The organism is Blastococcus mobilis (assembly GCF_900188025.1).
Lineage (GTDB): Bacteria > Actinomycetota > Actinomycetes > Mycobacteriales > Geodermatophilaceae > Blastococcus_B > Blastococcus_B mobilis.
The window spans coordinates 316693-335956 of record NZ_FZNO01000001.1; the positions used below are offsets into that span (position 1 = coordinate 316693).

At 70.5% G+C, this 19264-nt stretch carries 20 protein-coding genes; 16 read left to right on the forward strand and 4 right to left on the reverse strand.

What is annotated here, in order from left to right; translation table 11 throughout:
* Positions 1-154: 154 nt before the first annotated feature.
* The 3 genes from CHB94_RS01435 to CHB94_RS01445 all read left to right on the forward strand — a co-directional run bounded on the left by CHB94_RS01435 (position 155) and on the right by CHB94_RS01445 (position 2559).
* Positions 155-889 carry a hypothetical protein gene (locus CHB94_RS01435; protein WP_089334778.1) on the forward strand — a complete coding sequence of 245 codons (735 nt, stop codon included), beginning with the start codon at positions 155-157 and terminating at the stop codon, positions 887-889.
* Complete coding sequence (locus CHB94_RS01440; RefSeq protein ID WP_089334779.1) at positions 886-2022, forward strand: helix-turn-helix domain-containing protein; 1137 nt, start codon at positions 886-888, stop codon at positions 2020-2022. The genes CHB94_RS01435 and CHB94_RS01440 overlap by 4 nt, the downstream gene beginning before the upstream one ends.
* Positions 2023-2205: 183 nt before the next feature.
* Complete coding sequence (locus tag CHB94_RS01445; protein ID WP_089334780.1) at positions 2206-2559, forward strand: hypothetical protein; 354 nt, start codon at positions 2206-2208, stop codon at positions 2557-2559.
* A gap of 135 nt (positions 2560-2694) precedes the next feature.
* On the opposite strand, the gene CHB94_RS01450 is transcribed toward CHB94_RS01445, so the two are convergent.
* On the reverse strand, positions 2695-3204 hold the full coding sequence (locus CHB94_RS01450; protein WP_089334781.1) for a phosphohydrolase: 510 nt from the start codon (positions 3202-3204) through the stop codon (positions 2695-2697).
* Between the two features lie 641 nt (positions 3205-3845).
* Between CHB94_RS01450 and CHB94_RS01455 the strand changes: the two genes are divergently transcribed.
* From CHB94_RS01455 to CHB94_RS01465, 3 genes are all read left to right on the forward strand, one after another.
* The gene (locus tag CHB94_RS01455) at positions 3846-5003 is read left to right on the forward strand and encodes a hypothetical protein (protein WP_089334782.1); all 1158 of its coding nucleotides are present in this window, start codon (positions 3846-3848) and stop codon (positions 5001-5003) included.
* 66 nt (positions 5004-5069) lie between these two features.
* Entirely contained in the window at positions 5070-5474 is a 405-nt protein-coding gene (locus tag CHB94_RS01460) for a DcrB/PsbP domain-containing protein (RefSeq protein WP_176445353.1), read from the forward strand.
* Between the two features lie 619 nt (positions 5475-6093).
* Positions 6094-6582 (forward strand): anthrone oxygenase family protein, encoded by a 489-nt coding sequence (locus CHB94_RS01465; protein ID WP_089334784.1) that lies wholly within the window; start codon positions 6094-6096, stop codon positions 6580-6582.
* 3 nt (positions 6583-6585) lie between these two features.
* Here the strand turns inward: CHB94_RS01465 and CHB94_RS01470 are convergent, their stop codons facing one another.
* The gene (locus tag CHB94_RS01470) at positions 6586-7689 is read right to left on the reverse strand and encodes a hypothetical protein (protein ID WP_141137392.1); all 1104 of its coding nucleotides are present in this window, start codon (positions 7687-7689) and stop codon (positions 6586-6588) included.
* A gap of 224 nt (positions 7690-7913) precedes the next feature.
* Between CHB94_RS01470 and CHB94_RS01475 the strand changes: the two genes are divergently transcribed.
* Positions 7914-8168, forward strand: coding sequence for a hypothetical protein (locus tag CHB94_RS01475; RefSeq protein WP_089334786.1), 255 nt, complete (start codon positions 7914-7916; stop codon positions 8166-8168).
* Between the two features lie 35 nt (positions 8169-8203).
* Here CHB94_RS01475 and CHB94_RS24870 read toward each other — a convergent pair whose 3' ends face one another.
* Positions 8204-8344, reverse strand: coding sequence for a hypothetical protein (locus tag CHB94_RS24870; RefSeq protein ID WP_176445354.1), 141 nt, complete (start codon positions 8342-8344; stop codon positions 8204-8206).
* Between the two features lie 320 nt (positions 8345-8664).
* On the reverse strand, positions 8665-9246 hold the full coding sequence (locus CHB94_RS01480; protein WP_217899115.1) for a TetR/AcrR family transcriptional regulator: 582 nt from the start codon (positions 9244-9246) through the stop codon (positions 8665-8667).
* Positions 9247-9779: 533 nt separating this feature from the next.
* Between CHB94_RS01480 and CHB94_RS01485 the strand changes: the two genes are divergently transcribed.
* The 9 genes from CHB94_RS01485 (at position 9780) to CHB94_RS01525 (ending at position 19149) form a co-directional block, all read left to right on the forward strand.
* A complete protein-coding gene (locus CHB94_RS01485; protein WP_089334787.1) occupies positions 9780-10949 on the forward strand; it encodes a cytochrome P450 in 1170 nt (389 codons plus the stop codon).
* Positions 10946-11152, forward strand: coding sequence for a ferredoxin (locus CHB94_RS01490; RefSeq protein ID WP_089334788.1), 207 nt, complete (start codon positions 10946-10948; stop codon positions 11150-11152). The genes CHB94_RS01485 and CHB94_RS01490 overlap by 4 nt, the downstream gene beginning before the upstream one ends.
* Positions 11149-12300: an NAD(P)/FAD-dependent oxidoreductase gene (locus tag CHB94_RS01495; RefSeq protein WP_089334789.1), complete on the forward strand. Its 1152-nt coding sequence runs from the start codon at positions 11149-11151 to the stop codon at positions 12298-12300. The genes CHB94_RS01490 and CHB94_RS01495 overlap by 4 nt, the downstream gene beginning before the upstream one ends.
* Positions 12301-12407: 107 nt before the next feature.
* Positions 12408-13385, forward strand: coding sequence for a phosphotriesterase family protein (locus CHB94_RS01500; RefSeq protein WP_089334790.1), 978 nt, complete (start codon positions 12408-12410; stop codon positions 13383-13385).
* A gap of 22 nt (positions 13386-13407) precedes the next feature.
* On the forward strand, positions 13408-14376 hold the full coding sequence (locus tag CHB94_RS01505) for a phosphotriesterase family protein (RefSeq protein ID WP_089334791.1): 969 nt from the start codon (positions 13408-13410) through the stop codon (positions 14374-14376).
* Between the two features lie 13 nt (positions 14377-14389).
* Positions 14390-15508: an FAD-dependent oxidoreductase gene (locus tag CHB94_RS01510; protein ID WP_089334792.1), complete on the forward strand. Its 1119-nt coding sequence runs from the start codon at positions 14390-14392 to the stop codon at positions 15506-15508.
* A gap of 16 nt (positions 15509-15524) precedes the next feature.
* Positions 15525-16448, forward strand: coding sequence for an alpha/beta hydrolase (locus CHB94_RS01515; protein ID WP_089334793.1), 924 nt, complete (start codon positions 15525-15527; stop codon positions 16446-16448).
* A gap of 5 nt (positions 16449-16453) precedes the next feature.
* The gene (locus tag CHB94_RS01520; protein ID WP_254920327.1) at positions 16454-17389 is read left to right on the forward strand and encodes an MBL fold metallo-hydrolase; all 936 of its coding nucleotides are present in this window, start codon (positions 16454-16456) and stop codon (positions 17387-17389) included.
* Positions 17390-17418: 29 nt separating this feature from the next.
* Positions 17419-19149 carry a CocE/NonD family hydrolase gene (locus CHB94_RS01525; RefSeq protein ID WP_089334795.1) on the forward strand — a complete coding sequence of 577 codons (1731 nt, stop codon included), beginning with the start codon at positions 17419-17421 and terminating at the stop codon, positions 19147-19149.
* Positions 19150-19264: the final 115 nt, after the last annotated feature.

The following is a 19264-nucleotide window of genomic DNA, read 5'->3' on the forward strand; positions in this document are numbered from 1 at the left end:
GAGATCGAACTGCCATCGCGATCAGGCGGAGGCACACAGGATCCGGCACGCCGGCGCATCGGCGTCAGCGCGGCCGCTGAAATGTCCGAGCCGAATCTGTGAAGCAGAATGAAAGCTCTATCGCGGCGCCGGCGTGGCTACTTAACATTTTGTCGTGCATGACTGGGATGCGGCCGCGGCCGATGCCCTTCACGACTGCAAGCAGGCCCTCGAGGAGCGGGACGTCGTGCGCTGGCTGCGCGAGGCGACCAGGGCGATGTGGCGGCCGAACGCCGAGCGCTACGAGCCCTCGCAACTGTTCGACACCCCGCGTGGTGTGGCTGCCCTGTCCCTGGAGAACCTGCGTGAGCGGATGCTGGCGGAGTACCGGGCGGCGTACTCACCGTGGCGGGCACGTGGTGTCCGGGTGACCGTTCCGCACGGGTCTCTGCTGATCGAGGTCGGTGACCTAGCCGTCCACGTCGTCAAGGCGCCCGGCGTGCAGATCCGCGAGCCGGAGTGGACGCACTTCTTCTGGGACAGCAGCGCGACCCGACGTGGCGCCGCTGAACGCAACGGCTGGGCGAACGCCCTGCCGCCGCCTCCGATGGAGGGTCAGCTCGCCTTCGACTTCGAGGTCATCCCGGCAGGAGGCCACCCCGCGTTCCGGGAGTTGTTCTTCGTCTGGGCCGGAGATGCCATTGGGCTCACGGCCGGCTGGCTGGGGTTGCCGCGACTGGGTCGGCCACGGTGGCTCGCCGTGACCCCACTGTGGCGGGATGACGTGGCCGACGGCGACGGGGCGGCGAGTGGCCTGCCCCGCCGCCCCACGGGCGCCGCCTTCTCCGAGCGGGAGGCAGCCCGGCCCACCGTGGCGCTCAAGCGGCGGCCGGAGGAGACCGCGCGATGACCGATGGGTCGTCGCCGGGCGGCAGCAGACGCCGCCGCACGCCGGGGGTCGCTCACGACTTCGACGGCCGCCGGCTGGCGGTGGCCCGTCGCCTGCGCTGCATGCCGCGCTCCGAACTGGCGCGGCGCATCGAGGTGACCCCTTCCGCCGTGACGCAGTACGAGCGCGGTCTCAGCCGGCCCAGCACGAGCGTGCTCGCCCGGGTCAGCCTCACCCTGGGCATGCCGCAGGAGTTCTTCTCGCGCGGGCTGGACATCCCCGAGGTGCCCCGGTCGAGCGCGCACTTCCGCTCCCTGCGCAGCACCCCGGCCAACAGGCGCGAGCAGGCGCTCGCCTTCGGCGAACTGGCCCTGGGCGTGCTGGACGTGCTGGAGCAGTACGTCGATCTTCCCCCCGTCCGTCTCCCGTCGATCGACCTGCCGCCGGAGCCGTCCGAACAGGACGTCGCGGCCGCCGCGGCTCAGGCCCGGCGCGACCTGGCGGTCGGCACCGGCCCCGTCCCGAACGTCGTCCGCCTGCTGGAAGCACACGGCGTGCTCGTCGTCCGGCTACCGACGGAGGGCTTCGATCCCCGGGTGGACGCCTTCTCGTCGTCCGAGACGGCCTCCGGACGCCCCATCGTGCTCATGTCCCCGCTGAAGGACGACAAGGCCAGGAGCCGCTTCGATGCCAGTCACGAACTCGGGCACCTGTTGATGCACGCCGGCGTCGAGCCGGGATCACGAGTCATCGAATCGCAGGCGATGTCCTTCGCGGCTGAGTTCCTGATGCCCCGCGCCGAGATCGAGGCGAGCCTGCCGTCGCGGGTGGACTGGGAGACCTTCCATGCGCTGAAGCGGCACTGGGGCGTCAGCCTCGCCGCCCTCGTCTACCGCGCGCACAAGCTCGGCCGACTGTCCGACCTGTCGTACCGTCGCGCCAACGAGCAGCTGAAGCAGTGGGGTCATCCCGAGCCGGGACCGCTGGGTCCCCCGGAGAGTCCCAGCGTCCTCGGCGCCGCTGCCGAACTGCTGGAGCAGAACGGAACCCACCTCGGCACGCTGGCTGCGGCGGCCCGCATCCCATTGGAATCGGCGCTCGCCGTCATCGCTGCGGGGCGGCCGGACAGACCACGGCTGACCATCGACTGCTAGGCCGTCAGGCCGGCTGCCTCGGCTCCCGGTGCGCACGGCGCGTGCGGCGCCCTCGACCGGACCCCGTCGGCAGGAGTCGGTTCCGCCCACCTCGTCGCGGCCCGGGGCGCTGCGCACACGACCGGCTCGAACGGCGTCCGCACGTGGTGCGATGGAGCAGCGTGGACGCGGGAGGACGACACCATGACCCACGACGAATCCGCCGACCGCAGTGCCGTCGTGCCGTGGCGCGAGCCGTCTGTTCCACCGGCGCGGCGGCCGGGCGCGCTCAGGGCCGCGGCTCGCACCCTCGAGCGTGCTCGTCCTGCGCGCGTCGCCGCGATGCTGCCGGCCGGACCACTGCTCGGCGCGTCCGCGATCGCCGTGTTTGCTGCGGTGGCGGGCAGGGCGATCCGGATCGCCACCGGCGCGGCCCGGCCCGCGAGGGAGCAGCCGCCGCGGAAGGCGGTGGCCCGCAGGCCATCACCGCCCGGCGCCGGCCCGGACGTCCTGGTGACCTGGACGTCGGTCGAGATCCGGTGGACGTCGGGCCGCTGACCGGCGGTCCGGAGACGGCGCCGCGATGTTCCCCGTCCGGGACCCTGGGGTCACGTGGTGTCCGGGAGGGTCGACCTGATCCGTGCGCCCAGGGCTCGACGCATCGGCGACGGGTGCGCTGTGGCAGGGCGCGGATCAGGCGAGGATGCGGCGGCCGTGGACGTGGTCGGCGGCTTCGGCGGCGAGCAGGATCCGGCGGGCCGGACGGTAGTGGCCTTCCCGGAGGCTGCGCGCCTTCGCCGGGTCGCTGGTGGCCAGTTCGTCGGTGGCGGCCAGGTTGTGCTTGTTGTCCACCAGCTTCACCAGGCGGCCGAGCGGGTGGGCGGCAGCGCGGTGGATCAGGCCGGACATGTAGGGCTCGCCGCGGCGACGGGTGACTGCATCGATCGCTTCGACGACGATCTCGGGGACGTCGAGGGCGCGTAGCCGGTCGAGGTCGTAGCGGCGGGCCGGGTCGGGGTGGTCGCGCGTGTCTTCGATGATGTCGTGGAGCGCGCCGGCCATCTCCGCGTGCGCGCCGTACGGACGGAGCGCCTCGGCGATCGGCAACAGGTGCGCGAGGTAGTAGTCGCGGCCTCGCTCGTCCACCTGGCCCTCGTGCGCCTGTAGTGCGAGCAGGTGCGCGTCGGGAACGGTGAACGGCACGACAGCAAGGCTAGGCAGTGTTGGCTGAGCAGTGTTCCGCCCGAGCGGCCCTTTCCAGCAGACCCCCGGCGCGCGGGTCCTGAGGGTTCACCGTCGCCGCGGGCAGGCGACGTGACATCGGTTCATAACGGGTGAGGCGCTGGATTGCTCAACTCCTCGTCTCCTCCCAGCCTCGGCGGGATGGTCAGCAGGCTGCTGGGGATAACCCGGAGCTAGAACAACTGCGGCCGCACCGGGGGTGAGCCGTGGTGACCTCGCTGATTCAGGTCGCCGTCGACTTCCTCCTGGCGACGGCCCTGGAGAAGCATGACTCGAACGTTCGGTGGGAGAGCAGAGGAGGTCCGGCGCGCCCCCGGCCCGAAATCACCCGCGTCACCCGGCCCTCTCGCAAATGACGGTGACAGAGCCTTTCTCCGAGTAGTCGGTCATACACTCTCGGAGTTCACAAGGCGTGTTCGTGCCTCTTGTCGGTCTCAGCACTTCCGTATACGGTCGCGCCGACCCATCAGGGTCGAAGCCGATCATGCGCGGGTGGAGATCGGGGGTTCGCTGTGTTGAGCGAGACTAAGCAGTTGTCTCCCCCGGAGCCACGAGGAAGACCGACCAACGTCGCAGAATCTAGTCGGTTCAATCTTCTGGCTGTGCTTTCCATCCTGGGCGCCGGTTTGGTGGCGGCCATCGTATGCTTCGGCTTTCTGAGGTCCGAGGCCCTTGGGGAGACCCCGACGGGTTGGTCGCTCAGCGGAGCCGTCGCCGGGTTCCTCGCGGCGTCGGCTTTCGCTGGAGGGCTGTTCCGCGAACTGGAGAATTCCAGTGCCGGCGTGGAGAAGCTTCGCCAGCAGTACGACATGGAGAATCAGGAGCTCAGAAGAGTCAACAAGGAGCTCGAGCAAAAATTGATCCGCGGCGCACCGAAGCCCGAAGAGTTCGAGACGGAAGTCGACGAGCGGCAACGCCTGGTTCTGTCGCGACCTAAGGAGTGGGAGCCGGTCGGGGCCAGTGTCTTCGCTTTTCAGCGCCCGGAGCGACTGCTGCGCAAAGGTGATACTTTTCCGCCGTACGTCCGGGTCTCCTATGAGCCGATAACCGCTGCAACCCCTGATCCTGATGTCTACTACCGCGAGCTGCAGCAGCGATTCGAACGAGGACTAGGTTCGCGTGGTGGACCGTATCGCTCGGAGATCGTGGGCATCGGTGGTGAGCCTGCACCCATTCCCAGCCTCAAGCTCGTGGCGCGGACCTACGTCAAGACGGTGTTGCACCTGAATCTGCTGACAGGACAAGAGGAGAGAGTCCGTTCGATCGTGCGACTCGAGGACTTTGAAGCCCATGTGGCGACTCGCGTGAACAAGGTCCTCGGTGGGCGCGTTCCGTTTGGGAAGCTTGGTTGGGATCAACTCAGTCAGTGGCAGGACTTCCAGGTTCGGCTCAGGCAGGAAGTGCAGGACGAACTGGAAAGTGGTCGGCTCGAGTATGGGGACCTGGCTGGCTTCATCGAGGAGCGCGCAGGCACCGTGGCATCTCGTACGTCCACCGGAGAGGAGTCTGCCCCGGTGGGGCAGGCCTCGGATGCGGCAATGGACCAGGGTGCAGAGGCGGCGGAGAACATCACCGCCGCTGAAGAGGACATGCTTTCGGAGTCCGAGGAGGTCCTTCCTGTTGCGGAAATGTGGGTGTGCTGCTACCACCGGGGCCTCAGGAAGGTCTTCTTCTTTGAGTTCGCTGACAATTCTACCGATTACAGGAACTCCAGTGCCGTCTTCAACTCCGTCCTGCAGTCTGTTCGCTTCTTGTCGTAGCGGGAGGCTCCCTCGATGTACCGATTTCGCCCGACCTTGGTAACCGATGTTCCCGACGGATGGCTCGTGAAGGAGTCGATTACGATTTTATCCCCGGACGGGCAGGCAAATGTAATCGCTTCGAGCGAGCCGCTGGACTCTGCGATCAACTCTGCAGAGTATGCACGGGAGCAAGGGGAACTGCTCGGTGAGAAGTTCCCAGGCTACACCCAGCTGCACTACGCGCCCGTGGACGTGTTTGGCGGCCACCCTGGCTACTACAGGTCGTTTCAGTGGACTCCCCCGGACAACGTCCCGGTTTCGCAATTCCAGTTGTATCTTGCCCGAAATAGCCGAGGGTACACCGCGACGGCGACGACGGGTCTGCGAAGCGCTCACATATACCAGGACATCCTCATCGCGATACTTCGACAACTCTTCATATCGGAGGAGGACCTTATGGCAAATGATCCCTCCTCGGCTGGGCCGTAGAGGCTTCCGCCGACTGGTGGGATGGTCTAGCGGGATGCCGGTACGCGCGATTCGAATGTCGAACACGCATCGGTAGCCGTGTGGCCATGGCCCCGTACGCGACTCGGGACTCGGGCTCAGCGACCTCGACGGCACACCGGCACCCGAAGCGGTTACCCCACCGCTTCGTCGGGCACGTCGTCCCAGTGCGTGAAGCGCCGGGGGAGGAGCACCTGCCCGTAATTCGCCTGCATACCTCGGCCACGCCCCACGTCACCCTGCTGCTCGCCGACTGCGTGCCGCGGTGGAGGTCGTCTCAGAGCGTCTGGGCTACCCGAGCGCCACCATCAATGCTCGCCGTCTACCAGCGCGTGTACCCCGATATGGGCCGCCGGACCGCCGACCGCTTCACCGCGCTCCTTCGAAGCCTGATCCGAGGCGCGAATTATCACGCGAGTATCTCGAGGGCCGTTCAGGCGCGGACAAGGAAGCGCCCCGACTCCCTGGCTTGCAGGAATGTCGGGGCGGTGGAGTGCCCGAGGGGCGACACGCTGCACACGCACGCGCGTCCGGTGGATCGGCCACTGCTGCGGCTCGGTTCCGTCTGTCGCTGGAGCGAGCGGACGCGGATAGTTGCCCGGTGCTCTCACGTCCGCTGTCGGTCGTCTTCGCGGTGCTCACCGGCCTCCTCGCCGGCGGCATGCTTCTGATCGAGGTGGTGCTCCTCCCGTTCTGGCGCAGCGCGCCCCCGGCCGACTTCCGTGACTGGTTCGCGGCTCACTCCGGCCGGATCCGGAACCTCATGGTGCCGCTGGGGGCGAGCGCCGGCGTCCTCGGCGTCACCTCGGCGGTCGCGCAGCAGGTCGAGGGCCGTCGGAGTGCCCCGGTGTCCGCGGCGGCGGCGCTGGCCACGGCAGGCGTCATCGGGATCACGGTCACGGTGAACGAGCCGGCCAACCATCGGTTCACGTCGGGAACGTTGACGGACACGGAGACCGCGGCCCTCCTCAGCACTTGGGCGCGCTGGCATCACGCTCGAGTGGTCCTCGGTCTCGCAGCAACGGTCGGCGCGTGCGCAGCCCTGATCGAGACGCGCGTCCCGGCACGACGCTCCTGGCCCCGCGGCTGACCCTCACCGGTCACAGCGGGCCGCTCGACAGATCACCGCGCCCGGCCGCGCCGCCCTGACGCCAGGCGTGGGCGAGCCCGCCGATCCGGCGGACCACCAGGGCGCCCGCAGGGACCGGGACCGCCACCCGGACCTCCCGAGGAGCGCGCGGAGGAGGCCGCCCAGCGGACCGCTCGTCGTACCGGTGACCTGTTCGGCCAGCAGCTCGACCTCCGCCCGGAGGGCGGATCGCCGGTGCTCGAGGGCGTCGAGCTGTGCCCGGAGGAAGTCGCACCGCGCCAGGAGGGACGCGGAGCGCGTTGCGGCGTCCCGGTCCAGGCGCTGCCGGGTCGCGGCCGCCTCGGCATCCGCCCGCCGCCGTTCCTCCCGTCCGGTGCTCAGCATCCGGACGACCTCGTCCCGGGCCTGCAGCCGGGCGGCGGACGCCTCCTGCACGCCCCGCCGCCGGATCTGCTCGGCATCCTTTGCGGCGCGCCGCTCGATCACCCGCACCGTCTCCAGCCGCGCCGCCGCCTCCGCGCGGGCCTCCCGGGCCGCTTGCTCGGCCTCGTCGAGGAGCCGGCCGGCCTCGGCGGTCATCTCCTCGACCACCCTGCCCGCCTCGCTCACCATCCGGTCCGCCTCGGCTCCGGCGTCGGCGATCACACGTTCCGCGTGGGCGACCATCGCCTGCGCCTCCGCGGAGGCAGCGGACCGGGTGGCCTCGGCCTCGGCTCTCATGCTGCCGGCTTCATCAGCCGCAGCGGCGAGCAGCGAGCCGATCCGCCGTGACATCCGGAGCATCTCCTCGCCTCCGGACGAGTGGGAGAGCAGCTCTCGGGCGTCCTCGAGATCGGCGCGCGTGCGCAGGTGACGCGCCACGAGGTGCTCGCGCTCGCGCTCGGCGGCGACGAGCTCGTCCTCCGCCCACTGGACGTAGGTGTCGACCTGGAAGCGGTCGTAGCCGGCGACGGCACGGCGGAACATCGGAGCGGCCTCGAAGACGGTCGGCAGGTCACCGGACGCGTTGGGGCGCCTGCGGTCCAGACGCTCCACCCCGAGTACCACCGCCTCGAATGCGCTCAATGGCGGGGCATCCCCGTCGTCGGTACGCACCTCGACCCTCATGCCAGCTGCCTCCCCACGCAGTTCGGATCCGAGGTCCCGGAACGCTACGGCGCCGGAACTCACCAGGAGCCGGATACGAGACGTGGGTCACTCGGAGGGGCGAGGGCGGCACGCCCGATCCGGCGGCCAGTGCCCGGGGCGCTGCCCTGCGGAACCTCGCTCAGGGGGGTGAGACGGCGGGCGCCGGGCGACCGGGGGTCGGCGACGACGCGCACCCTTGTCGCATGACGCAGGCCACCAGCCCGCCGCTTCCCGGCAGCATGACCGTGCCACCGCTGGCCGGCTGGGAGGTCATCCTGGCCGTGGTGGCACTTCTGGTCGCCGTCGCCGTCGTCTCTCTCGTCGTCCTGGCGGCCGGGGCGGCTGAGAACGGGCGGTCGGAGTGGCAGGCGTGGCTGGACGCGCGGTCGAGCAGGCACAGCGATCCGGACGCCTGCGACCGATCCGCCGAGCTGGTCCGGCCCGAGCCGGGCGGGTGACCGACGGCCCGGGAGACAGCGGCTCGAGGTCGGTGTCACGCGTCACGAGCCGGGTCGAGCAGCTGCAGCAGGACGGCCTCGCTCGACTGCAGGACGAGCCGTGCGAGCGTCTCGCCGCTGGAGCGCGGTCTCTGCGCGTGCGCCGCCCGTGGACAGGAGGATGGCGTACCGTCCATCCGGCGCGCTGTCCCCGAACAGTCGCCGCGGCTCCACGACGGAGTCGACCGCTGCGAGCAGGAGCTCGGATCCGCAGACGCGCAGCCAGGTCAAGACCTCCGGGCCGGCCGCGGGGTCCAGCGGGGGCAGCCTCATCGGCGTCCTCTCGTCGACGGGGGTGCCGCACCGGACGTCGGGGCGTGTGCCGGCGGGCGTCGATCGCGGACGCCAACGACGTAGGGCCCCGCTGGCCGAGGCCGTGACCGGCAAGGTGAGGTTGCCGGATGCGGGGCCTCGCCGGCGCTGCAATGGGCCGACCCGGACCTGGACGACCGGTGGGTCAGTCCGCGACGAGGGTGCACCAGGACTCGGTGAGCAGGTTCAGCGTCTCGTCGCGGTCGACGTCCCAGCCGTGGCGCATCCACCGTCGCGACGCGAACTCGAGCTGGCCGAAGGCCAGCGTCCCGCGGACCCGGCGGGACGACGGGGCGAAGCGGTCCGCGCGATCGAGCCCTTCGTGGATGTCGCCGATGGCGCTCTCGAACCAGTGGTCGATCGCTTCCTGGACCTCGGCGTCGGACGCCGCGCCCTCGTGCGCCGCCGTGATGTAGGGCTGGATCTCCGGCCACTGGTCGATCCTGCGCCCCAGCCAGGCGCGGATCTGGGCGCGCTCGCCCGAGGCCACCACCTCGGCGAGGGACGGGTCATCCGAGGTCAGCATGGCGTTGACGTCGCTGATGAGTTCCTTCAGCAGCTGGGCCTTCGACGGGAAGTGCAGGTAGAAGGTTTGCCGCGTGGTGCCTGCGGCGGCCGCGATGTCGTCGATGGTCGTGGCCGCGTAGCCCTTGCTCGCGAACAGGCCCAGGCTCTCCTTGAGCAGGAGCTCACGGGTCATGCGCTTCTGGGCTTCGCGGAGCGTCACCGGTCAACCATAGGCCAGCCGGCCCGTCCGGCCCTGCGCTCGCAGGCGGGCCGGCGCCTGGGCGCCGGATCGAAACCGGGCGGCGTGCAGAATCGAAGCCGCGTTCCGATTGACAGCCCGTAAAGTGAGCGGACATGATGTCGGTCACCCTGTTGGCGCGGTCGCATTGGCCGCGTCCGAGGGCTGATCTCCCGGAGCTCGGACGGAGGAAGCGCAGCCACCGCGCTGCACCGCAGCACAACGAGCACGTCCGTCGATCGCCGGTCGTCGGCCGGTACGGCATCCCGTTCGCAGAGGAATGAGCCAGTGACACAGGAGCACCGACCGATGCACCCCGAGCCGCCCGGCGAGCTGGCGGACCCCGCTGCCCCGCCACCGCCCGCGCGCTCGCGGCGGCTTCCTGCAGCAGGGCCAGGCCGATCTGCCCATGGCGCTGGAGGGGTCAGAACACCAGTGAATGCGGCCGGAGCGGCTCGACATCGGAGCTGACGACCGGCAGTCCTGACAACGACGTCCAACTACCGAGGTGACTCATGTCCGTCCCGTCCTCCGACATCGACCTCTTCGCCGATGAGGTACTGCTCGACCCCTACCCCTACTACGCCCAGCTCCGCGAGCTCGGCGGGGTCGTGCACCTGCCGGCGAACGACGTCTACGCCCTCACGCGGTACGACGTCATCCGCAACGCGCTCGGCGACCCGGACACCTTCTCGTCGCGATCGATCGGGTTCAACCCGATGGTCAACGAGGCGCTGCAGGGCACCTCGCTCGCCTCGGACCCGCCGATCCACGCCCAGCTCCGTGCGACGTTGACCGAGAACCTGTCCCCCCGGGCGCTGCGGGGTCTGAAGACGCAGATGGACGCCAAGGCCGCAGCCCTGGTCGACGCACTGGTCGCGCAGGGCTCCTTCGATGCCATCGACGCGCTCGCCCGCGCCTTCCCGCTCGAGGTCGTCGCCGACCTGATCGGCTTCACCGGGCACGTGCGCGACAACATGCTCCGCTGGGGGCAGGCCGCCATGCAGGTCATCGGCCCGATGAACCAGCGGACCGCCGAGAACTTCCCCATCGCCGGCGAGCTCTACGGCTGGTGCTCCAGCGTCACTGCCGAGGACCTCGCGCCCGGCTCGGTGGGCCGCGGCATCTTCGATGCCGAGGCACGCGGCGACATCCCGCCCAACACCGCCGGCCACATCATCCACCAGTACCTCGGCGCCGGGGTCGACACGACGATCGCCGCGATCGGCAACATCGTCGCCCTCTTCGGGGCGCACCCCGAGCAGTTCGACCTGGTGCGGAAGGACCCCTCGCTCGTGCCGGCCGCCTTCGCCGAGGTGCTCCGCTTCTGGGCACCGATCCACGCCTGGGGTCGCTACGTCACGAAGGACGTGGAGATCGACGGCGCCACGGTGCCGGCCGGTTCTCAGGTCGCGATCCTCCTGGGTGCCGGCAACCGCGACCCGCGCCACTACGAGAACCCGGACGCCTTCCTGGTCGAGCGCAACCCCGTCGACCACCTGTCGTTCGGTTACGGGCCCCACGGCTGCGCCGGCCAGGGGCTGGCGCGACTCGAGGCGCACGCCGTGATCGAGGCACTCGTCGGCAGGGTCCAGCGCCTGGTCGTGGGCGAGGAGGTCCGCGTGCCGAGCAACATCACCCGGAGCATCGAGAAGCTCCCCGTCCTCGAGGTGGTGCCCGCGTGAAGATCGTCGCGGACCGGGACCGGTGCGAGGGACACGGTCTGTGTGCCGACACGGCGCCGGAGGTCTACGAGCTCGATGACGACGCCATCGTGGTCCTCCGCCACGAGGTCGTTCCTCCGGAGCTGGAGCGCAAGGCCGAGGCCGGGGCGCGGGTGTGCCCCGTCGCCGCGCTCCGTGTCGAGCAGCTGAGCGTCGAGGCATGAGCCTGCGCCAGGTCGTCGTCGTCGGTGGCTCCATCGCGGCGTTGACCGCGGTGGAGATGCTGCGGATGGAGGAGTTCGACGGCCGGATCACCGTGCTCAGCGACGAAGAGGTGCCGCCGTACACCCGGGTGCCGCTGTCGAAGGGGGTGCTCGCCGGCACCGAGTCGATCGACGACATCGTCCTCGCGCCGCTCTCGGACGACGTCGACCTGCGCCTGCGGACGCCCGCGACGGCGCTGGACATCGAGGCGCAGGTCGTGCACACCCCCGCCGGGCCCGTGCGCTACGACGGTCTGGTCATCGCCACCGGCGCCCGCGCCCGCCGCCTGGGCGGCCCGGATCAGGTCGAGCGGGTGCTGCGCTCCCACGACGACTGCGTTCGCCTGCGCGACGACCTGGCCGCCGCCTCCTCCGTGATCATCGTGGGCGGCGGGTTCCTCGGCATGGAGGTCGCCTCCACCGCCCGCGCTCTGGGCAAGGACGTCACCGTCGTCGACCTCGCCCCGCCGCTGGACCGGCTGCTGGGCACCGTCGTGGGCGGCCGCGTGCGGTCGGTGGCCACGCAGGCCGGGGTCCGCATCGTCGTGACCGACGGCGGCGTCCGGCTGCTCGGCGCCCCCACTCCCACCGGGGTGGAACTGGTCGACGGCACGCATCTGGAGGCCGACCTGGTCGTCTCGGCGGTGGGGGACGTGCCCAACGTCGAGTGGCTCGCCGGCTCCGGGGTGCAGTTGCACGGCGGGGTCGTCGTCGACCATCACTGCCGGGTCGCTCCCAACGTCGTCGCAGCCGGCGACGTCACCGTGATGAGCCAGGGGAACGGGGACCTGACCCGCTCCCCGCACTGGACCAACGCCGTCGACCAGGCACGCGCAGCCATCCGGGCGCTGCTGCACGGGGACGAGGCCGCGCCGTACCGGCCGTCGCAGTACTGCTGGACCGAGCAGTTCGGGCTCGACGTCAAGCTGGTCGGCGACCTCGACCCGCAGGGTGAGCCCACCGTGCTCGACGGCTCGCTCGAGCAGGGGTCGGCCCTGCTGGCCTGGCCCGACGCCACCGCGCCGCGCACCGTCATCGCGCTCAACCACCACACCCCGCCCGCGAAGCTCAAGCGCCTCCTGCGGCCGACGGCCCAGGCACGCGCATGAACACGACCGATCCGTCCCCGCTCGGCCCCGCTGCAGGGTCCCGCCGCGAGCTTGGGAGCGGCGGGGGGCAGCGGGGCCCTTCCACACTCGAGAGGACCTCTGCACCGATGAAGGTCACGAGCCCGACCGTCAACACGGTCCTCGGCCCCGTGCCCGCCGACGACCTGGGGGTGGTCTCGGTCCACGAGGCCCTGCTCTCCGTGGTCCCGGGCGCCGAACACGCGTACGACATCACCCTCGACCGCGCGGAGATCTTCGAGATCCTGGCGAAGAAGCTGACCGACTTCCGCAACGCCGGTGGACAGACGATCGTCGACAGCACGGGCATGTTTCACGGCCGCGACCTGCGGCTGTACGAGGCGCTCTCCCGCTCGACCGGCGTGCACATCGTCGCCTCGACCGGCATGGGCCCGGAGGAGAACCTCGGCGGCTACTTCCTCACGCCGCAGACCAACCCGCCGACCCCATGGCCGGCGGAGCGGTTCGCCGACCTCTTCGGCAAGGAGGTCACCGAGGGCATGGTGGTCCCGCGCGTGGAGCGGCGTGGAGCCGCCGGCCTGGTCGCCACCACCGCGACGCGCGGGGGCATGACGCCCACCGACGAGAGCCTGTTCCGCGGGGCCGCCCGTGCGGCGCTGGCCACCGGTGTCCCGGTCTCGATCCGCTACGGGGTCGACGCCGTCACCGAGCTGCAGCTGGTCCTGGACGAGGGGCTGCCTGCGGACCGCGTCGTCGTCGGCGACCTCGACCGGACCGAGGCCGTCGCAGCCGGCTGGCCCACGGCCGTCGCCGAGCGCGGCGCCTTCGTAGCCGTCGACCACGTCGGCCGCAACGACGACGACGCCTTCATCCGGGACGCCGAGCGCGCCGCGCTCGTGGCCGAGCTCGTCGCGGCGGGTCAAGTCGACCGGGTCCTCCTGTCCAGCAACGCCGTCGGCGTGGCCAAGGGGCACCCCGCGTACGAGCTGCCCTACGCGCACGTGCAGACCGCATTCGCCCCGCTCCTCGCCTCGCACGGCGTCGCCGACGGGGACATCCAGCAGATCCTGGTCGCCAATCCGCGCGCCCTGCTCACTGTGCGCTGAGCCCTCAGGAGAGAGGCAGAACATGTCCCGCGTCAACACCGTCCTGGGCCCGGTCGCGGCCGCGGAGCTCGGCTTCGTCGCCGTCCACGAGCACATCGGTTACGGCATGCCCGGCTCGGAGCTCGACACACAGTGGTGGAAGACCCCCGAGCAGCGCTACGAGGAGACCGTCCCGAAGCTGCGCCGGTTCGCCGAGTACAGCAGGGGTTACGGCGGCTGCACGTTCGTCGACGCCACCGGCATCTGCAACGGCCGCGACGTCGACTACTACCAGTCGCTCTCGGCGAAGACCGGGGTGCACATCGTCGCGGCCACCGGTTTCGTCGGCGGCGACACCGCGCTGCGGTTCTTCGCCGAGGCCAGCGTCGACTACCTCATGCGCCAGTTCGTGCACGAGATCACCGTCGGCATCGGCAACACCGGTGGCAAGGCCGGGATCATCAAGGTCGGCGTGAGCCGCGGCTTCCGCATGAAGGAGCTCGACCTGCGCATCTACCGCGCAGCGGCGCGCGCCGCGCTGCTCACCGGGGTGCCGATCTTCACCCACCTCGCCGTCGACGTGGAGCCGGCGCTCGCCGTCTTCGCCGAGGAGGGCCTGCCGCTGGACCGCGTGCTGTTCGGGCACGCCGACGACGGCGTCAGCCAGGGCAAGGTGAACGAGAAGGCGATCCTCGGCGGGGGTGGCCGGATCGGCTTCGACACCTTCGGCTACGACCTCGAGCTGCCCGACCCGCCGTTCTGGGGCCGGCACCGCCGCGAGCGCCTCGAGCACTTCCTCCGCCTGATCCACGAGGGCCACCTCGACCAGGTGCTCGCCTCCGCCGACGCCAACTGCAGCCCGCTCGGGTGGCCCGGCGTCAAGGGCCACACCGTCAACTACATCTACGAGCAGCTGATCCCCGACCTGCGGCAGGAGGGGATCGACGAGGCCACGATCCACCGGATCTTCGTCGAGAACCCCGCCGACTTCCTGACCCTCACCACGAACTGAGAGAAGCACAGCCATGGACATCACGAACCTGAAGATCGCCGTCGTGGGTGCGGGGTACGGCGGCGCCGCGGTGGCCAAGGGCCTCAGCCTTCAGGGCGCCGACGTCACCGTGTACGAGCAGGCGAGCGAGATCCACGAGGTCGGCGCCGGCATCGGCCTGCGCCCGTCGACCATGGACCTCTTCCGCCGATGGGGCATCTTCGACGCGATCGCGAAGGTGAGCTCGCCGAGCGACTACTTCGAGATCCTCACCGCCACCGGCGACCCGATCGCGAAGGATTCGTGGCCGGGCATGGACGACTTCGAGGTGAAGACCCACACCCACCTCATCCACCGCGGCGACTTCATCGACGCCCTCACCGGCGTGCTGCCCGAGGGCATGGTCCGCCTGGGCCACAAGCTGGAGAGCATCGAGGACCGCGGGGCCGGCGCCGTCCTGCGCTTCACCAACGGCGCGACGGTCGAGGCCGACCTGGTGATCGGTGCCGACGGCATCAAGTCGACGGTGCGCAAGCAGCTGTTCAGCGCGCAGGAGCCGGTGTTCTCCGGCGAGCACGCCTACCGCGTGGTGATCTCCGCCGACGACGCGTGCGGGATGGTCACCGACGACAACCTGCGGATGTACATCGGCCGGGGCACCAAGGTCTACCTGCTCCCGCTGCGCCACCGCAACGGGTTGTCCTTCGACGTCACCGCTCTCGACCCGGACAGCACCTGGAACCCGACGGTCACCAAGGACGACCTCCTGGCGAAGGTGGAGGGCTTCGACGAGCGGATCGTGAACATCGCCCGCGACCTCGACATGGACAAGGTCAACGTCCGCGCGGTCTACGACATCGACCCGGTCGACACCTGGCACACCGACTCCGTGGTCCTCATGGGCGACTCGGCGCACGCGATGCTGCACCACCAGGGTCAGGGCGCGAACTCGGCGATCATGGACGCCGGCGCCCTCGCCGACGCGCTGGTGGAGGCCGACTCCGTACCGGCGGCGCTGGCCCTGTTCCAGGCGACCCGCAAGCCGGTCACCGACGAGCTGCAGCGCATCTCGCGGCACGGGTGGACCGAGGACGAGCTCGAGGACGTCTTCCCCGGTCAGAAGCCCGCCGCCCAGCAGCCTTCGGCGCACTGACCGAGGAGATCGAGGCATGACACTGCATCCCGAGATCGCCAAGGCGCTCGCCCATCTGCCCGCGCCGCCCCCGGGTTCACTCGATCCGGTCGCCATGCGCGCCGGCGAGGAGGCGCAGGTACCGCCCGTCGAGCAGCGGCTGCCGTTGCACGCGGTCGAGGACACCACCGCGCAGACGCCGGCGGGCGAGGTGCCGGTGCGCATCTACACGCCGGTCGAGGCCGACTCCTACGGGCTGCTCGTGTACTTCCACGGCGGCGCCTTCTTCCTCGGCAGCCTGGAGACGCACGACCACGTCGCGCGGTCCCTGGCGAAGGAGACCGGCAAGAAGGTCGTCTCCGTCGGATTCCGTCGGGCGCCCGAGGCGGCGTTCCCGGCCGGCCTGCAGGACTGCTACGGAGTCGTCCGGTGGGCTCAGGAGTTCGGCGACGACCTGCGGTGGGACGGCCGGACCCTCGCGGTCGCCGGGGACAGCTCGGGTGGCACCTTCGTCGCCGCGGTCGCCGCGATGGCCCATGACGACGGATTCGACCGCATCACGCACCAGGTGCTGTTCTACCCGTCCCTCGACCTGGACTTCGACGTCGACCGGTACGCCTCCCTGCGGGAGAACGCCGAGGGGTACGGCCTCGAAACGGCCGGGCTGAAGCCGTTCAACGCCTTCTACCTCGACAGCGGCGCCGACCCCGCAGATCCGCTCGTCTCGCCCATCAAGCGCGCGGACCTGACCGGCCTGCCCCCGGCGCTGATCATCACCGGCCAGTACGACCCGATGCGGGACGAGGGCGAGCTCTACGGCCGGCGGCTGCAGGAGGCCGGCGTGGACGCGACGGTCAGCCGGTACGCCGGCGCCGGCCACGGGTTCGTGCAGCACTTCTCCTGGATCCCGGAGTACTACCGGGCCTTCCAGGAGACGGCTGCCTTCCTGAACAGGCGCTGAGCGCGGTGGCGGTGCAGATCCACCCCCTGGTCTCGCCCTGGGGCCGGTTCGGGCTCTACAGCTTCTTCATCGACGCGCCGGAGCCCGCCGTCGTCGACACGGGGGTGGCCTCGTCGCCCGCCGAGGGGATGGCCCCGGCGCTGGCGGCGCTCGGTCGCCGCATCGAGGACGTCCGCTGGATCCTCCTGACCCACGGGCACATCGACCACGTCGGCGGCGCGCACGCATTGTGGGAGCTCACCGGCCGGCGCGCGCAGGTGGTGATCGGCGAGGCCGATGCACCTCTGCTGCGCTCGCGCCGCGCCCACGTGCAGAACTACCTGGACGTGCGCGCGCGCTACCTGCACGACCGCGAGGCCGAGGCGAAGCAGGCGGCGATGGCGGCCGGCGCCATCTCCGGTGAGATGGAGCCGTCCGTGCTCCTTCGCGGCGGCGAGACGCTGTCCCTCGGCGGGGACGTCACCGTCTCGGTGCACGGCATCCCGGGCCACACGCCCGGGTCGGTCGCCTACGTCGTCGACGGTCAGGACGACGTGTTCGTCGGCGATGCCGTGCAGGTGCACGGGGCCGCCAACGGGTTCCCCGGCTACGAGGACCCGCGCTCCTACCGTGCGAGCCTCGAGCACCTGCGCGACGTCGTCCGTCCGCAGCACCTGTACCTGGGGCACCCGTACCGGACGGCCGACGGCGTGCCCTACGGCGTCGAACTCGACCGCGAGCAGGCGCGCCACGCGCTCCAGCAGAGCCTCGACATCGAGGCCCGCGTCGCCGACGCCGCCACCCGGTACCTGCGGGACGGGCTGCAGGAGACCGACTCGGCGTACTCGCCGTTCGCCCGGGTCGCCGAGGAGCTCGGGTACACGGGCGATCCCACGCTCGAACCGTCCCCGTTCTTCACGACGCTGCACGGCTACCGCGCGCAGCTCGACCAGACGTCCTGATCCATCCACGCGAAGGAGCACCGCACTTCATGGCCGACATCCGCCAGGTCCAGGCCGGCACGCAGACGATCGCCGTCCGCAAGGACCTGCGGGTCCCGATGCGCGACGGCGTCACCCTGGCCGCCGACGCCTACTCCGGCGTCGAGGACAAGCCGCGCCCGGCCCTGGTCGCGCTCAGCCCGTACGGGAAGGAGCTGCAGGCCCTCGCCCTGACCATGCCGCCGCAGCGCCGTCCCAGCCCCATGTGGGACGGGTGCATCGAGGCCGGTGACATCGCCCGCGTGGTCGGCGAGGACTACGTCCACGTCATCGGTGACCTCCGCGGCTCCGGCGCCTCCGAGGGTGAGCACATCGGCAACTACAACGCCGGGGGCGTCCCACTCGGGCAGGACGCGTACGACGTCATCGAGTGGGTGGCCGAGCAGCCCTGGTGCGACGGCAACGTCGGCATGATCGGCATCTCCTACTACGGCTCGATGCAGGTCCTCGCCGCCGCCGAGCGCCCGCCGTCTCTGAAGGCGATCTTCGTCTCCGGCGGCCACTTCGACTTCTACGAGACCACGTACCACGGCGGCGTCATGTGGTTCATGCCGCGCGCCGCCCGCGAGGGCCGCGGTGGCGACTCCGGCTGGGCCTTCACCGACCGCATCACGTCGCGGATGCTCGAGACGTACTCCGCGGAGGAGGTCGAGAAGCGGGTCGCCGAACGCCTGCAGGACCCGGACGTCGCGGCCTGGCCGAACCTCGTCCACGTGCTCCACTACCCGAAGCACCACGAGGCCTGGTTCGACATCGTCCTCAACGACCTCGACGGCGAGTGGTACGAGGAGCGCAACCCGATCAACCTCGCCCGGAACATCGACATCCCGGTCTACCTCCAGATCGACCAGGGCCGCGGCTGGACGGTGGACGGTCACATCGAGTTGTTCGAGACCCTCACCGGCCCCAAGAAGCTGGTCATCGGCTCGTACCCCCCGATGCAGTCGCGCCCCTGGGTCGAGGAGCACGACGAGATGTTCCGCTGGTACGAGTACTGGCTCAAGGGCGTCGACAACGGGATCATGGACGAGCCCGCCGTGAGCGTCTTCGTGGAGGGCTCGCGCGAGGTGGTCACCGCCGAGCAGTGGCCGCCGAAGGACGTCGAGTACCGGTCGCTGTACCTGCGTCCGCGCGGCAAGCTCTCCGCGGAGCCGGAGCTGCTGGGCCCCGAGCACGCCGCGCCGGAGGGCTTCTACCAGGCGCCGCTGACGGTGACCGACAAGGTGGAGATCCTCAGCTGGAGCACCGCGCCGTTCGAGGAGGCCACCGAGCTCATCGGCACCGGTGCCGCGCACCTGTTCGCCGAGATCGACCAGCCGGACACCAACTTCATCCTCCGGCTGTGGGACGCCGCTCCGAACGGGAAGCGCCAGCTGATCACCACCGGCTACCTGAAGGCGTCGCACCGGGAGCTGGACGATCGGACGACGGAGGGCAACCCGTACCACCCGCACACCCGGGCCGTGCCGGTGGAGCCGGGGAAGATCGAGGAGTACGTGCTGCGCCTCTACCCGTTCGCGAGCACGTTCCGGCCGGGTCACCGCCTGGTGGTGGAGCTGTCCAACGACGAGCCGCTGGCCGACGCCCACAACGCGCTGCTGCCGCCGGACGCCTTCCACCTGCCGGTGGGCCGGCCCGTCACCCACAAGATCTACCGCGACGCCCTCCACCACTCCCGCCTCGTGCTGCCGTTCACGAGGCGTGCGGCCGAGGTGGGATAGCAGAAGCCCAGCGCGTCCGCCGCGCCGATCGCGGGCGCACGTCCGGCGAGTGATGGAGGCACGAGGACGTGCGTCCGCCGGACGGAGCCTGCCGTCGAGGACGCGGTCACGCGGC